Origin of the sequence: Thiosulfatihalobacter marinus, from assembly GCF_016019955.1 — a bacterium.
In the GTDB taxonomy this organism is placed as follows: domain Bacteria; phylum Pseudomonadota; class Alphaproteobacteria; order Rhodobacterales; family Rhodobacteraceae; genus Shimia; species Shimia marinus_A.
The window spans coordinates 150,156-164,285 of record NZ_JAECRZ010000009.1 but is presented as its reverse complement, the minus strand read 5'-3'; the positions used below and the strand labels follow the sequence as shown (position 1 = coordinate 164,285).

Below are 14,130 nucleotides of genomic sequence, written 5' to 3'. Positions count from 1 at the left end.
CCATGTACGGTCGCGCCGGACCAGAACTCCTCAGAGCCCGAATGCTGCCACTGCGCCACACAGATTGAGGCAGAACCGAATTAAGGGAACAGTGACACCCGCATAGCTGTCCTGCACGGTTACACTGTGCTCGGCATCCCGCTCGCGGAGGCCGTGAGATCAGTCTTTGTCTTGGACGAACGGCACGTGCTCAATTGGCGCGACGGATGCTGAGTTATCGGACCTGATGAATACACTCCGCGCGAAAACTCTAAAGATCGGGATGAGACACAGCATCTACATCCCAAAACCGCCGCATTGCTTCCGGAGGAACTCTTGTCAGGTTGGTTGTCGCGGCTGTCTGCGGCTAATTTCTGTCATGCGACGCTTCCTGCTCATGTCTAAATCTGATAGCGCGCCGATCGCCGGACGTGATGCAGATCGTTCAATCATCGCGGCGAGCGCGATGTCAGGCGAAGAGCGCAAGAAGCGGTGCTACGGCCTTCTGCCAGCTGTCACGCGCTTCAAGCCGGCCGATCCAGCCCGCGATTCTGGGGAATTCGTCCAGCGAAATCCCCGCTTGGTCGCGATACATGAATGTGGTCGCCAGATAGAAGTCGGCAAGGCTGAGTGCGCCTGCAATCCAATCCTTATCGTCGAGTCCGGTTTCCAGAACGGCAAGGAACTGATCGGTGGCTTTCCGTTCCGCTTCGACCACAGTAGGATCAGGATCGCCCATGCCGAATTTCTCTTTGAGGAACAGCTCAAAGGACAACTTCTGCATCGCCGGGCCTAGGTGGATGGCTTGCCACCAGGCCCACTGATCGACGAGGGCCCGCGTCTTGAGGCCATCAGGATAGAGCCCTGCCTCGGGCCGGATCCCGGCCAGATAGGCACAGATCGCCCGGGACTCCCAGAGCACGAAATTCCCGTCCTCCAAAACAGGCACCTTTGCATTTGAATTGCGGGCAAGAAATTCCGCCGCGCGGTTGTCCCCGGCACGGATGTCGACCTCGACGATTTCGAGTTCCACGCCCAGTTCGTGCGCCACCGCCCGTACACGCAGCGCATTCGGTGAGAAGTTCGCGTTGTAAAGCCTCATGACATTTTCCAGCATTATTGTTCCTGCGGCGCCTGAAGAAGCGCCGCGCGGTTAGCGGCCAGGAAATCGGCCACCGACTGTCCGGGCTTGCCGGTGAGCGATTCGAGATCGCCGCTGGCCACATCGAGATAGCCCTGCGCGATTGCTTCGTCGAAGGAGGCAAAGACCCTCGCCATGAACTCCGGCAGTCCATTTGCGATCATCGCCTGCACCAGATCCTCGGCGGGCAGGGCGACATAGGGGATTTCCTTACCCGCAATTTCGGACAAGATCGCCGCGACCTCGGCCTGGCTGACCGTCTCCGGCCCGGTGATATCGAGGGTCTCCCTTCCCGTAGCTTTCATTAGCGCCGCGGCTGCGGCACGGGCGCAATCCGCGCGTGTCACATATCCGGTCTTGCCATCTGCTGCGGCGGAGAAATGCGTGCCCATGGCGACGCTCTGCTGGCCGCCCATCAACAGAAAGTCGGTGTACATATTGTTGCGCAGGATCGTATGATCCGCCCCACTTTCCGTGATCAGCTTCTCGGTCCCTTCGTGGTCTTGAGCGAATCCGATTGGACTTTCCGCGACTGGGCCTGCGAAGGAGGTATAGACGATGTGGTCGATACCTACCGTCTTGGCCGCAGCAATCGCATTGGAATGAGCTGCGAGCCGCTTGCCCGGCTCCAGATCGTCGGTGGAGATGATGAGGAGACGCTTGCCGCCCGCGAAGGCTGCTTCAAGAGAAGCCGGGTCGTTGAAATCGCCCTCGCGCGCCTCGACTCTTTTTCCCGCCAGATCGGCAAGCTTGTCGGGAGTGCGCGAGATCGCGATGACCGGCCCGGCACCTGCCTGAACCAGCAGGTCGACCACCTGCCGGCCAAGTTGTCCGGACGCGCCGGTCACGATGAAGGGGCCGTTCTGGATGTTGGACATGGTATCTCTCTTATCTTGATGTTTCTGCAAGCGCGCTTGCGATCAATCGTGGATTTGGGTGGGGGCGGGATTCGCCAGCTTGCCGCGCGCGAAACCCCAGCTTGTGGTCAGGATTTTGATCATCACATCGACCTCTGCCTCATCGCGTGGAGCAAAGGCCATGATCGCATTGGCCGGGATGTATCCGGCCGAGGCCATCGGGTGCTGTTCGCCCCATCCCTTCGCGATGAGTTCCTCAACCGCCGCCAGCGGCAGCATCATGTGCGACGAACCGTCATAGGCGGGATGCACATGCGCAAATTCGCGTCCGATCATGAAGGCTTCGCGCGGGCCGCAGGCATGCGGCCGCGGCAGGACTAATGCCTCGGCGCCGGGGACCGAAATACCCGATCGGCAACGCTCGACGAAGGGCAGGGCGAAGGCCTTCTGCTTGAACAATGCGTGAATCTCGGCCGAGGAGTTCTGCGACACTTGCTCATGCGGGGCGCACTCGGTGGTTTCGGGGCGCGGACCCTGCCGCAAGGGAAGTTCGAAGCACATATCTGGTCCTATCCAAATCTGAACGCGCTTTCGACCGCGCCCAATACGTGATCCTCGAGGGTCTTTTCCCCCCGATCCGCAAGCGCGGCGCCGGCCACGACGTGCAATGGAATTAGATGTTCCTCGCGCGGATTGGCGTCGCGTGCGCCGGGTGCCCGATCCCAAGCAGCCAGCATGGCGCGGCGCGCCCCGGGGTCTTCATGGGTCACCGCACCCGTGAGCCATCGGTCGAAGTCGCCGCCGTTCACCGGGCCATCGGGTCCGCCCCTCATCGCCCGCATCATCTTGCCCATGTTGTGATAGGTGTTGCCGGACCCGATGATCAGAACACCTTCGTCTCGCAAGGGCGCCAACGCGCGACCAGCAGCAAGATGCGCCTCAGCGTCGAGATCGTCGCGCAGGCTCAGTTGGACGGTAGGTATGTCGGCCTCAGGCAAAGCCACCTTTAGCGGAACAAACACCCCATGATCGAAGCCACGCGTAGCGTCGGCCCGGGTTTCAAACCCCGCGCCGTTCAATAGCTCGCTTGCACGGGCCGCCAGCGTAGGATTGCCTGGCGCGGGCCAGGTCAGCTGATAAGTATGGGGGGGAAACCCCTGATAGTCGAACAGCAGCGGCGGCGCGGGGTTGGTCTGCACGGTAAACACCCGTTCCTCCCAATGGCCTGAGATCACGAGAAGCGCCTTGGGCTTTGCCGGCAGGCTCGCAGGCAAAGCCTCAAGGAATCTGCGGTGCCTGTCCCAGGTGTCAGGCGGGTTCCAGTCCATGAAGAAGCAAGGGCCGCCTCCATGGGGAACAAACACTGTCGGCTGCCTTTCGGTCATTCTGTCTTCCTTTTGAACCCCAAGTCCGAGGGTGGATGGCCAGCGCCGTGGCAACTCCGCATCGGATTAATTCGTCTCTGTCGGAAACGTCGGCGCATATGCCGACTTTACCGCACGCACGCGATTGGCTGTCATCCACGAGGCGATCAGAAGCACCCAGGTCGCAAGAGCCGGTGGCCAGCCTGGATCGCCCGCGCCCACATGCGCCCCGAACGCCAGCACCAGATGCCAGAACATTGCCGCATAGGCCCAATCTGCCAGCACCGCCGAAGGGCGCCAGAGGATCACAACCGCACCGACGATCTTCAAAATTGCGAGTGGCCAGATGATGTATGTGGGATAGCCCAACACCTCGCGATACATGCCCGCGACCATGTCGTGGGATGAGATGTAGAAGGCCGCCGCACCCAGATAGACCAGCGCCACAAGGCCGGTCGCGATCCAGTAGACATATTTTGCCACGTTGTCACTCACTGCCGCTCTCCCGGTTTTCGACGGTTGTTAGGCTGTCGGTTTCCATGTAGTATCATTAGGTGCCTTACTTCATCAGTTAAAGTAGGCACTTAAAAGTAACTTACTTTCGTGGGCTGCGAGGGCTATCCACAATGAAAAGCGTCCAACTAGCTTCCTGCCCGATGGAGGCGCTGCTGCGTGTCATCACGGGACCTTGGACGATCTATATCCTTTGGGTTCTGTCCGAACAGGGTCCACAGCGTTTCGGCGCGACCAAACGGCTGGTGCCTGGAATTTCCACCCGGGTCCTGACTGAGAGGCTGAGAATGCTGGAACATGCCGGCGTGGTCTGGCGCGAGCAGGCCATGACCATCCCGCCCGCTGTCACATACGGGCTGACTGAACGCGGCGCGGAGCTGCGCGGTGTGCTGGACACCCTTGGATCCATTGCACGCCGCTGGGAGGCGGAGGGTGCTTTCGACGGGACGGCACGCTCGGCGGAATGATGACGTCCGTCCTGTTCGCGGAATAATCCCGCGCCAGAAAGCGCCGCGAACGGAGCACGGCCCGAAGCTCATGACGAATTGAAAGCCGCGTTGGGTATGCCTGACAGGCGGCACTCACTCCGAACGATCCGCCCAGGTTTGCGGCTTGCCGCCACATAAAAATCAATCTACTGTACCGACTAGACGGTACAGTCAAGTTTGAAATCCCGCAATGCTGCACAGGACAGGAAGAACGAGATGCGCGAGAGAAAAATGGCCGAGGTTTTGTTCGGCGCGCGCGAGGTCTTCTTCCGGTGCGGTTATGAAGGCGCCACCGTCGATGCCATTGCCGCCGAAGGGAAAGTGTCGAAGGCAACAATGTATTCGTATTTCCCGACCAAGGAGCAGCTGTTTCTAAGCGTCGTGGAATCCGAATGCGGTCGGCTTGCGGAAGAGATCCTCCGACCCTTGTCCGCAGGTCCCGAGCCGCGCGCCCAGTTGGAAAAACTTGCCCTGCGCATGATCGATCTCGTTCTGGACGAAACCTACATCCGCCTTCTGCGGACGTGTATCGGTGCCACCGAGATGCTTCCCGAGGTCGGGGAGGTGTATTTTCGTGCCGGACCGAAACGGGCACGCGAACTCGTCGGTCGGATTCTGGAGCGCCTTACACGCGAAGGCGCGCTTGATGTCGATGACACCCGGCGCGCGTCCGATTACTTCATACACCTGTGCGTTTCGGGGTTACTTATGCCGCGCCTTCTCGCAGTGAAACGAGCAGTCAACCGCGAGAAACATGCAGGCGAAGCGGTCGCTGCATTTCTACGACTTTACAGTAGCGGCCACAGAGACAAATTTTCAGATTGAGCTCGCTTGCCAAATACGGGGCAGCGCATTAGCTCGCCCAATGACTTCACCGACCGGACGGTACAGGATGACTGCACAACTAAAAAAGCAACCGAAAAACGCATCGCCGAATATTCTCGGCGCCGCGCGGGCAATTGCACTGCGAGAAGGCGCGGGAAAGATCACGATCGACGCCGTCGCTCGGGAATCCGGCCTCAGCAAGGGTGGGGTGTTGTACAATTTCCCCACCAAGAAGGCACTTCTGGCCGGGCTGCTCGACGAAATGCTGGCCGAGCACCGCGAACGTCTGGCGTCCGTCCCGGAAGGGCAGAGTTCCCGCACCCTACGAGGGCATCTGGAAACAGTCCTGCAAGCCGGAAGCACCGATGATGACCTTTCGATGGCTATTCTCGCGGTTTCGGCGTCGGATCCGAATCTTCTGGACCCGCTGAGACGAGAGCTGTCCCGTGATGTCGAGCGCATCCGTTCGGACGCGCAGGACGACACTGCGGCGATGGTTCTCTTGTTGGCGATCCAGGGTCTTCGTTTCCAGCGGCTCCTTCGCCTCGCAGATGGTGATGCCGATCAGCAAGACGCCGTCATAGACCGATTGAAGGACATGATCGATGAGCTCGAATAGAACCGGATACTTCCGAGGAGGCGCCGCTGGATTGATCGTCTTACTGCTCGCCATTGTCCTTCTCGTGCAATTCAGCCCGGACATCGCATCCAAGGTCTTCGCGCAGACTACGGATGAGGTTTCCGGTGCCGATGCGCAAGGAAGCGCCGAGCAAGATTTGGTCCAGCCGGTCACGGTCGAAGTTTCGCGCGCTGAGCTTCGCGACAGCGATAGGGCGCGCAGCCTGGCAGGTCGCGTGGAGCCCGCCCGGACCGTGGATATTGCCTTTCAGGTTTCGGGTCAGCTTTCCGACCTCGCGGTAGATGCTGGGACTCGGGTTGAGAAAGGCGATTTGATCGCTGCGCTCGACCCGGTCGATTTCGAATTGGCCTTGGACCGGGCACAGGCCTCTTTCGACCTCGCAAAATCCGAATACGATCGTGCGTTGAGTCTGACCGAGAGGGGGGTGGCGACGGACGCCCGTCTCGAAACGAACCGCGCGCAGCAGGTCCAAGCAGAAGTCGCCCTCCGTGAAGCGGAGCGACGCCTGGCTCAAGCCACGATCACCGCGCCCTTCGACGCCATTGTCGCGCGCATCTTTCTGGAGGAGTTTTCGAACGTCACCCCTGCGGCTCCGATTGCCAGGTTGCAGGACATCAGTGAAATGCGGGTCCGGATTTCCCTGCCCGAGGAACTCGCCGCGATGGCACGGGCCCAGCCCGATGCATTCAGGGTAACCGCCACTTTCCCCGCCGTGCCGGGATATGAGGCAACTCTTTATCCGCGGACATTCGTGACCGATGCGGACACCACGGCCCAAACCTATGACGTCGAGTTCGTGATAGAGGGCGCTATCGACCCACGATTACTGTCCGGAATGACGGCGAATGTGCGCGTAACCGCCGCCGCGGAGGGTGCGCAATCGCGGTCGGTAGTGGTTCCCGTCTCGGCGATCGACACGACGAGCCGGAACGAGCCGTCCGTCTGGCTCTACGACAAAGACTCCGGCCGGGTGTACCGAAAGACAATCCGGCTGGGGCTACCCAACGACGACGAAATCGTCGTGCTTGAGGGGCTCTCCGGAGACGAACTGGTGGTGTCAGGCGGCTGGTGGCGCCTGAAGGAAAACGAACCGGTCGCGGTTCGCGGCCTCTGAACACCCCTGGACCGGACAAGTCGAAACCATGACAATGAGTATTTCACGCGCAAGCATCCGACGTCCGGTCGCCGTTTGGCTGGCAATTGTCTTTTGCCTTATCGGCGGCTTGTGGGGACTGAACACGGTCGGACGCCTCGAAGACCCGAGTTTCACGCTCAAGACGGCGCTCGTTTTCGTGCCCTATCCGGGCGCGACCGCGATGGAAGTGGAAGAGGAAGTCGCCGATGTCGTGGAGAGCGCACTCCAACAGATGAAGCAGCTCGACCGGGTGGAATCGAAATCCATGCCGGGCATGGCCCAGATCACGGTCGAGATCGAGATGACCTATGGGCCCGACGAGATTCCGCAGGTCTGGGACGAGATGCGCCGCCGTATCCGCGACATCGAAGGAGAGCTTCCCTCCGGTGCGCAGTCTCCGATCATCAATGACGATTTCGGCGACGTCTACGGCATGTTCTACGCTGTGACGGCCGATGGGTTGAGCGCCTCGGAACAGCGAGACCTCGCGACTAAACTGCGGCGCGACCTTGTCACCGTCGACGGGGTGGCCAAGATCGAGGTTCAGGGGCTGGCTGAAGAGGAGATCATCATTTCGATCCCTTCGGCGCGCCTGACCGAACTGGGCCTGCCACCGGACCAGATCCTCGGTATCATCGCCGACGAAAACCAGGTTTTCTCCAACGGCGAGATCAGCGAAGGGCTGTCTCGGCTGGGCGTGTCCGTTCCGCCGGGTTATGTCAGCGTCGAGGGCATAGAGGCGCTGCGGCTCGGCGCCCCCGGAGAGGTCGGGCAGATTGCGCTCTACGACATCGCTCGCGTGGTCCGAGAGGAGACAGAGCGGCCGAGCCAGATCGTGCGTCACAATGGCACGCGGGCCTTCACCCTCGGGGTCTCGGCGCTCGTGGACCGCAACGTTGTCGAGGTCGGCAGATCGGTCGAGGCACGGCTGGACCAGCTGAAGACCGAATTGCCGGACGGCGTCGAGATCGTACCGATCTATGAACAGCATAAGGTCGTCGACGAAGCGGTCTCGAGCTTCCTCGTCGGCCTCGGTCAATCCGTGGCCATCGTCATCGGGGCGCTGATGCTGACCATGGGTTGGCGCGCGGGTTTGGTCGTGGGTGCCACGCTGGGCCTCACGGTTTTTTCCACACTGTTTTTCATGTCTGTCTTCGGCATCGAGATGGAACGGATCAGTCTCGGGGCTTTGATCATCGCCATGGGCATGCTGGTCGACAATGCCATCGTGATCGCCGAAGGCATGCTGATTGGCATGGCGCGGGGCAAGTCCGCCGAAGACGCCGCCGCCGATACAGAGACCGCGACAGGGTTTCCCCTGCTTGGGGCCACCGTGATCGGGATCATGGCGTTTTCGGGCATTGGGCTATCGCCAGACGCCACCGGAGAATTCCTGTTCTCGCTTTTCGCGGTTATCGCGATTTCGTTGCTGATGAGCTGGATCCTCGCCGTAACCGTTACACCCTATCTTGGGAAGCTCCTTCTGAAGGCGCCAAGAGACACCTCCAAGGACCCCTATCGCGGCTTAGTCTATTCGGCTTATCGCGGTTTCCTCTGGATGGCGCTGCGCGCCCGCGTGCTCGTAGTCCTGACGGTCGTCGGAATCACGGTCTGGTCGGTCATGGCCTTCGGCCAAGTCAAGCAGGCTTTCTTTCCGGCGTCGAACACCCCGATATTCTACGTCGAATTCCAGATGCCACAGGGCACGGACATTCGAGCCACGAATGAAGAAATGGCCCGGCTCGAGGCGATCATCTTAGGCGAGGAGATAGTGACGGACGTTACAACGCTTGTCGGGCGAGGGGCCAGCCGCTTCATGCTGACCTACAACCCTGAGCAGGCCGATGCGAGCTACGGTCAGCTGATCGTGCGTGCGACCGATGCCACACTCATCCCCGATGTTGCGGCGCGTCTCAATCGCGAACTGCCGGCGCAATTCCCCAATGCTCTTATCCGCGTCGAGGAGATCGTCTTCGGTCCGCCTGCCGGGGCCGATGTCGCCGTTCGCTTTTCGGGACCCGATCCGGTAGTCCTCCGGCAGCTATCGGATAACGCGCTTGCGATCTTCGACGAGGCCGGCACGATCACAAACCCGCGCACAGACTGGCGACAGCGCGAAATTCTCGTCGAACCCATCGTCGACGAGGCTCGCATGCGGTTGGCCGGTGCGACTCGCGGATCGATTTCCGACACCGTGCAATACGGGACCTCGGGCCTGCGGGTCGGCACCCTGCGCGAAGGCGATGCCGAAATCCCTATGTATCTGCGGCTTCCCGAGGTCGAGCGCGACGGGCTGGATCGTTTGCGCGATCTCTCCGTCTGGTCGCCGGGTGCAAATGGCTATGTGCCGATGGCCAACCTCGTCTCCGGCTTTGAGCCCCGCCTCGTCGAGGCCCTTATCCACCGCCGCGACCGTGAGCGTACGATAACGGTCCTCGGCGGTGCAGGCGGCGACCTGACAGCAGATGAGGCCTTTCGCAGTGTCCGCTCTGATATCGAAGCCATTCGGCTTCCCGAAGGCTACACGATGGAATGGGGTGGCGAGTTCGAAAGCGCGGGAGAAGCGCAGGCAAGTCTCGGCAAACAGCTTCCCTTGGGCTTTCTGGTAATGCTGACAATTTCGATCCTGATGTTCAACAAAGTGCGCCAGCCACTGATCCTGTGGCTCGTGGTTCCGATGTCGGTCACGGGGATGGTTCTTGGTCTGCTGTTCACTGGGCTACCGTTCACGTTCACGGCGCTTCTCGGCTTCTTGTCCCTTTCCGGGATGCTGATGAAGAATGCCATTGTGCTGGTGGAAGAAATCGATCAGCAACGCGCCGAAGGTGTCGAGGACTATCAGGCGGTAATCGATGGCTCGGTCAGCCGTTTGAGGCCCGTCGTGCTGGCTGCGGGCACAACGATTTTCGGTATGACTCCGCTCATATCAGACGCCTTCTTCGCATCGATGGCTGTCACAATCATGGGTGGCCTCGCGTTCGCCTCGATCCTGACACTGGTCGCGGTGCCGGTATTGTATGCGCTGTTCTTCTTGATCAAGCCGCCTAAACAAGAAAACGCTCCTTCAGGTTCCCCAGCGACAGCCTGAACGCAGATGCAGTTATAAGCGTTTCTCTGAGCGCCCTCGACCCGTCTTAAGGACGGTGTAGGCATGTTCCGTCGCCTCAAGCGCGCCTTCGAGAAAACCGCCGAATGTCGGAGCCACTTCGGTGCCGCCAAAGACGAGCGCTTCGTCCCACAGGCCTGAAAGAACGCACGGCAGGCCATAGTTCGGGTGGGCAAAAAAGACAGCGAAACTGCGGCTGGCAGCACGCCAGGCGCACTCCCGCTCCATGGTCTAGGCCTTCAAGGCATGGACCGAGGCCCAACTGCTACGCATTCCCGGCAAGGACGGTCTCGCGAAGGCCTTCCGCTATGGTCTCAGCTGCTGGCCGTCATTCGAGCTCTTCCTTGGAGATGGCCGCGTCGGCATCGACGACACCACCGCCGAGCGCGTCATGCGCCCGATCAGCATCGGGCGAAAAAACTGACTTTTTGCAGGCTCCGACAGCGGTGGCGAAACGCTGTCCCGGGCGATCTCCCTTGTCGAGACAGCCAAGATGAACGGCCACGATCGGCAAGCCTGGCTGGCCGAAATCCTCGACCGCATCCACAATCACATGACCAACCCGCTCAACGAACTGCTTTCATGGAACTGGACGCCGATAAACTGATCCGCGGTAACAACCGGGCGGTTACGTTTTTGGGGAAGTGATTACCTTTGAATCTTGAGGTCCGACTTCGCCTTTGCTAGGAATCGAACAACCATTAGAAAATTAGCAAAGTCGAAAGTGCAGATGTCTGGACCCCTTGATCAACTGAAGATTATAGAACTTGGTCACGTAATTGCCGGACCACTTGCGGCAGCTTTACTCTCGGATTTTGGTGCAGATGTCATCAAGATCGAAGCCCCCAACCGGACGGATATGATGCGCGACCTTGGACCCAAGGCAGAGGATGGGGTGGGCGTCTGGTGGAAGACTTTGGGCCGTAACAAGAAAACACTAGGCCTGGACTGGAAGTCCGACGAGGGCCGGGACATCCTGCGAAAGTTGGTCGAAGATGCCGACGTGCTGATCGAAAATTTCCGACCGGGTGTGCTGGAACGTGCCGGTGTTGGGCCAGACGTCTTGCACGATTGGAACCCGGACTTGGTTGTCTTGCGGGTTTCAGGTTACGGACAGGACGGTCCGATGCGCGACGTGCCAGCGTTTGGGCGTGCTGCGGAGGCCATGAGTGGATTAGCGCATCTGACCGGTTTTCCCGACGGGCCGCCGATGCACCCCGGCTTTCCGGCGGCCGACAGCACGACAGGGCTGATGGGCGCTTTGGGAATCATGATCGCGCTATTTGCTCGCGAAAAGGGCATTGCACGCGGTCAGGTCGTCGATCTTGCGGTGTTCGAGGCGTTGCTTCGGTTGATGGACTATCCTGTTCCCGCATTGACGGGCGCGAACCTCTCGCCGCGGCGCAATGGGCTGCGCCAGCCGATGGACTTTGCTCCGGGGGGGATGTTCCGAACGTCCGATGGGGTGTGGCTGACCGTTTCCGCAGGGAGCGCGGAAACCGCGCACCGACTGTTGCGGGCAGTCGGCGGGGACGCCCTTGCCGATGATCCGCGGTTTGCGACACTCGGCGAGATGTCGCAGCACATGACGGTGGTCTTTGACGCGATCAATGATTTCGTCACGCAGCACACGGCTAAGGAAGTGGAGGCGGTATTCGCCCGCCATGATGCCGTTGCCTCGCGTGTGTTGAGTGTCGAGGAAATCGCGACGAACGAGCAGATACGCCATCGCGGGGATATCGTGTCGGTCGCTGGCGAACAGACTCAGGTCATTGGTCCGGTCCCTCATCTCAGCGCGACGCCCGGTCAGCTTCGTTGGCTGGGACGACCGCCTGGCGCAGACAGCCAAAGCATTCTGCGTGATCTTGGTTTTGACGATGAGCGGATCGCTGCCCTATGTGAGGCTGGGCTCGTAAGATTGGAAAGAGGGCGCGCGCTATGACATTTCGATTGACCGCCGACCAACAAGAGATTCGCGACCAGGTTCTGCGGATTTGCGCAAGGTTCGACGACGACTATTGGCTGGATCGGGATCGCAACGGTGGTTTTCCCCATGAACTGCACAGGGCAATGGCCGATGGCGCCTGGCTGGGTATCGCCATGCCAGAAGCTGTCGGCGGCGCTGGTCTGGGGATCACCGAGGCGACCATAATGATGCAGGCAATCGCCGAGTCGGGGGCCGGCGCAAGCGGAGCCTCGGCCATCCACATGAACATTTTCGGGCTCAACCCGGTGGTGAAGTTTGGGACCGATGAGCAGCGCGCGCGTATGCTTGGCCCTCTAATAGCAGGCGATGAAAAGGCCTGTTTCGCCGTGACCGAACCGACGACGGGGCTGGATACCACAAAGCTGAAGACCATGGCGGTGCGGCGGGGGGACAGATATGTCGTGCACGGACAAAAAGTCTGGATTTCTACCGCGCAGGTGGCAGACAAGATGTTGCTTCTGGCCAGAACAACGCGGCTTGAGGATGTGAGCAGCCCGACCGAAGGGCTGAGCCTGTTCTATACAGATCTCGACCGAAATTTCGTTGACGTGCGAGAGATCGAAAAGATGGGTCGAAAGGCTGTCGATTCGAACGAAGTCTTCATCGATGGATTGCCGATTCCGGCTGAGGACCTGATCGGGGAGGAGGGCAAAGGCTTTAGGCAAATTTTGCACGGGTTGAATCCCGAACGCATCCTGGTGGCCGGTGAATGCATCGGTATTGCGCGCAACGCACTGGCGCGAGCGGCGCATTATGCAAACGAACGTGTGATTTTTGACCGCCCGATCGGCCAAAATCAGGGTGTTCAGCATCCACTCGCCAAAGCCTGGGCGCGAGTGGAATCTGCCAATCTCATGGTGATGCACGCTGCAGCCCTCTACGATGCGGGAGAACCCTGCGGCGTCGAGGCGAACGCCGCCAAGCTTTTGGCCGCCGACGCCGCGGTCGAGGCGACCGAAGCCGCGCAAATTACGTTTGGCGGATTCGGATATGCTAAGGAATATCACGTGGAGCGACTGGTACGTGAAGCTCTGCTGTTCCGCATCGTACCGGTGACACCGCAGATGCTTCTGTCGTTCATAGCAGAAAAAGCCCTTGGACTTCCAAAGTCTTACTGATCGGAGATAACGGGCGGGGCTGGTGGGAAAAGTTGTCTTGACCAATTTTCTAACGCCCGTTAGATTACTGGCAGCTGCCCCTAATGGGGAATGGGAGGAGGCGTCATGAATAAGACGCAGTTTGGGTCTTCGAGGGAGGACCTATCAAAACGTGCAACCGTTTACGCAAGCGGTTTATTCACCGGCAAAGTCGTTGTGGTGACCGGGGCCGGAGGCGGATTGGGGCTGGCAATTGCGACCTTGTTCGCAAGGCTCGGGGCCAATCTGGCGATCAATGGACGCAACGAAGAGAAACTGGCTTTGGCCAAGAAGTTTCTTGAAAGTTTCGGGGGCGAAGTTTTCGCTGTGCCTATGACCATCCGGGAGCCTGAGCAGGTCGAGGATTTTGTCGCCAAGACGAACCAGGAGTTCGGGGCGATTGACGTATTGGTGAACAATGCTGGGGGTCAGTTTCCGCAAGCAGCGTTGGAGTTTAGTCCAAAGGGCTGGAATGCGGTCATAGACACCAACCTGAACGGCACGTGGTGGATGATGCAATCCACGGCGCGCCACTGGGTTGCCAACAAGCAATCGGGCTCCATCGTCAACATCGTGGCCGATATCTGGCGCGGCATGCCCGGCATCGCGCATACCTGTGCGGCCCGGGCAGGGGTAGTTTACCTGTCCAAGTCGGTTGCGGTGGAGTGGGCCCCGCACGGTATCCGAGTGAACTGCGTGGCGCCGGGTTGCTGCGAAAGCAACGGTTTCGGGAACTACCCTCCGGAGGGTTCTGCGACCTTTCAGGACTCCAACCCGATGCGGCACGCCGGGGACGAATGGGATGTCGCTGAAGGGGTTGTCTATATGGCGGCGAATTCAGGGAAATTCGTAACCGGAGAAGTTCTGAACATCGACGGTGGGCAGCAATTGTGGGGGGATCCATGGCCAACGGGGCGGCCGGACTACTTCCGGATTACCTGATGTTGGCCGTGAACCTT

General features: G+C 60.0%; 13 protein-coding genes and 1 pseudogene. 9 read left to right on the top strand and 5 right to left on the bottom strand.

What is annotated here, in order from left to right:
* Positions 1-448 precede the first annotated feature (448 nt).
* The 5 genes from I3253_RS14335 to I3253_RS14315 form a co-directional block, all read right to left on the bottom strand.
* Positions 449-1,096: a glutathione S-transferase family protein gene (locus tag I3253_RS14335; protein WP_051372683.1), complete on the bottom strand. Its 648-nt coding sequence runs from the start codon at positions 1,094-1,096 to the stop codon at positions 449-451.
* Complete coding sequence (locus I3253_RS14330) at positions 1,096-1,998, bottom strand: SDR family oxidoreductase (protein WP_152467180.1); 903 nt, start codon at positions 1,996-1,998, stop codon at positions 1,096-1,098. The genes I3253_RS14335 and I3253_RS14330 overlap by 1 nt, the downstream gene beginning before the upstream one ends.
* Positions 1,999-2,040: 42 nt before the next feature.
* Positions 2,041-2,538 (bottom strand): luciferase domain-containing protein, encoded by a 498-nt coding sequence (locus I3253_RS14325; protein WP_036051542.1) that lies wholly within the window; start codon positions 2,536-2,538, stop codon positions 2,041-2,043.
* Between the two features lie 8 nt (positions 2,539-2,546).
* Positions 2,547-3,362 (bottom strand): DODA-type extradiol aromatic ring-opening family dioxygenase, encoded by an 816-nt coding sequence (locus I3253_RS14320; RefSeq protein WP_197918547.1) that lies wholly within the window; start codon positions 3,360-3,362, stop codon positions 2,547-2,549.
* A 66-nt stretch (positions 3,363-3,428) separates the two neighbouring features.
* Positions 3,429-3,836 carry a DoxX family protein gene (locus tag I3253_RS14315; RefSeq protein ID WP_197918545.1) on the bottom strand — a complete coding sequence of 136 codons (408 nt, stop codon included), beginning with the start codon at positions 3,834-3,836 and terminating at the stop codon, positions 3,429-3,431.
* Between the two features lie 131 nt (positions 3,837-3,967).
* Here I3253_RS14315 and I3253_RS14310 point away from each other — a divergent pair, with 131 nt between their 5' ends.
* From I3253_RS14310 to I3253_RS14265, 9 genes and pseudogenes are all read left to right on the top strand, one after another.
* Positions 3,968-4,321, top strand: coding sequence for a winged helix-turn-helix transcriptional regulator (locus I3253_RS14310; RefSeq protein ID WP_232237129.1), 354 nt, complete (start codon positions 3,968-3,970; stop codon positions 4,319-4,321).
* Positions 4,322-4,558: 237 nt separating this feature from the next.
* Positions 4,559-5,167, top strand: a complete 609-nt coding sequence (locus I3253_RS14305; RefSeq protein WP_197918543.1) for a TetR/AcrR family transcriptional regulator — start codon at positions 4,559-4,561, stop codon at positions 5,165-5,167.
* A gap of 67 nt (positions 5,168-5,234) precedes the next feature.
* Entirely contained in the window at positions 5,235-5,786 is a 552-nt protein-coding gene (locus I3253_RS14300) for a TetR/AcrR family transcriptional regulator (RefSeq protein WP_103911562.1), read from the top strand.
* A 31-nt stretch (positions 5,787-5,817) separates the two neighbouring features.
* On the top strand, positions 5,818-6,921 hold the full coding sequence (locus I3253_RS14295; RefSeq protein ID WP_232237128.1) for an efflux RND transporter periplasmic adaptor subunit: 1,104 nt from the start codon (positions 5,818-5,820) through the stop codon (positions 6,919-6,921).
* A 28-nt stretch (positions 6,922-6,949) separates the two neighbouring features.
* Positions 6,950-10,030, top strand: coding sequence for an efflux RND transporter permease subunit (locus I3253_RS14290; protein WP_197918539.1), 3,081 nt, complete (start codon positions 6,950-6,952; stop codon positions 10,028-10,030).
* A 202-nt stretch (positions 10,031-10,232) separates the two neighbouring features.
* Positions 10,233-10,655: pseudogene (locus I3253_RS20475) on the top strand (IS66 family transposase); the annotation flags it as partial.
* A gap of 123 nt (positions 10,656-10,778) precedes the next feature.
* A complete protein-coding gene (locus I3253_RS14275) occupies positions 10,779-11,990 on the top strand; it encodes a CaiB/BaiF CoA transferase family protein (protein ID WP_152467184.1) in 1,212 nt (403 codons plus the stop codon).
* Positions 11,987-13,153 carry an acyl-CoA dehydrogenase family protein gene (locus I3253_RS14270; protein WP_172975950.1) on the top strand — a complete coding sequence of 389 codons (1,167 nt, stop codon included), beginning with the start codon at positions 11,987-11,989 and terminating at the stop codon, positions 13,151-13,153. The genes I3253_RS14275 and I3253_RS14270 overlap by 4 nt, the downstream gene beginning before the upstream one ends.
* 105 nt (positions 13,154-13,258) lie before the next feature.
* Positions 13,259-14,113: an SDR family oxidoreductase gene (locus I3253_RS14265; protein ID WP_197918536.1), complete on the top strand. Its 855-nt coding sequence runs from the start codon at positions 13,259-13,261 to the stop codon at positions 14,111-14,113.
* Positions 14,114-14,130 lie beyond the last annotated feature (17 nt).

Coding starts and splice junctions, on each gene's coding strand:
- I3253_RS14335 (WP_051372683.1), bottom strand. CDS start 1,096: ATGCTGGAAAATGTCATGAGGCTTTACAACGCGAACTTCTCACCGAAT.
- I3253_RS14330 (WP_152467180.1), bottom strand. CDS start 1,998: ATGTCCAACATCCAGAACGGCCCCTTCATCGTGACCGGCGCGTCCGGA.
- I3253_RS14325 (WP_036051542.1), bottom strand. CDS start 2,538: ATGTGCTTCGAACTTCCCTTGCGGCAGGGTCCGCGCCCCGAAACCACC.
- I3253_RS14320 (WP_197918547.1), bottom strand. CDS start 3,362: ATGACCGAAAGGCAGCCGACAGTGTTTGTTCCCCATGGAGGCGGCCCT.
- I3253_RS14310 (WP_232237129.1), top strand. CDS start 3,968: ATGAAAAGCGTCCAACTAGCTTCCTGCCCGATGGAGGCGCTGCTGCGT.
- I3253_RS14305 (WP_197918543.1), top strand. CDS start 4,559: ATGCGCGAGAGAAAAATGGCCGAGGTTTTGTTCGGCGCGCGCGAGGTC.
- I3253_RS14300 (WP_103911562.1), top strand. CDS start 5,235: ATGACTGCACAACTAAAAAAGCAACCGAAAAACGCATCGCCGAATATT.
- I3253_RS14290 (WP_197918539.1), top strand. CDS start 6,950: ATGACAATGAGTATTTCACGCGCAAGCATCCGACGTCCGGTCGCCGTT.
- I3253_RS14275 (WP_152467184.1), top strand. CDS start 10,779: ATGTCTGGACCCCTTGATCAACTGAAGATTATAGAACTTGGTCACGTA.
- I3253_RS14270 (WP_172975950.1), top strand. CDS start 11,987: ATGACATTTCGATTGACCGCCGACCAACAAGAGATTCGCGACCAGGTT.
- I3253_RS14265 (WP_197918536.1), top strand. CDS start 13,259: ATGAATAAGACGCAGTTTGGGTCTTCGAGGGAGGACCTATCAAAACGT.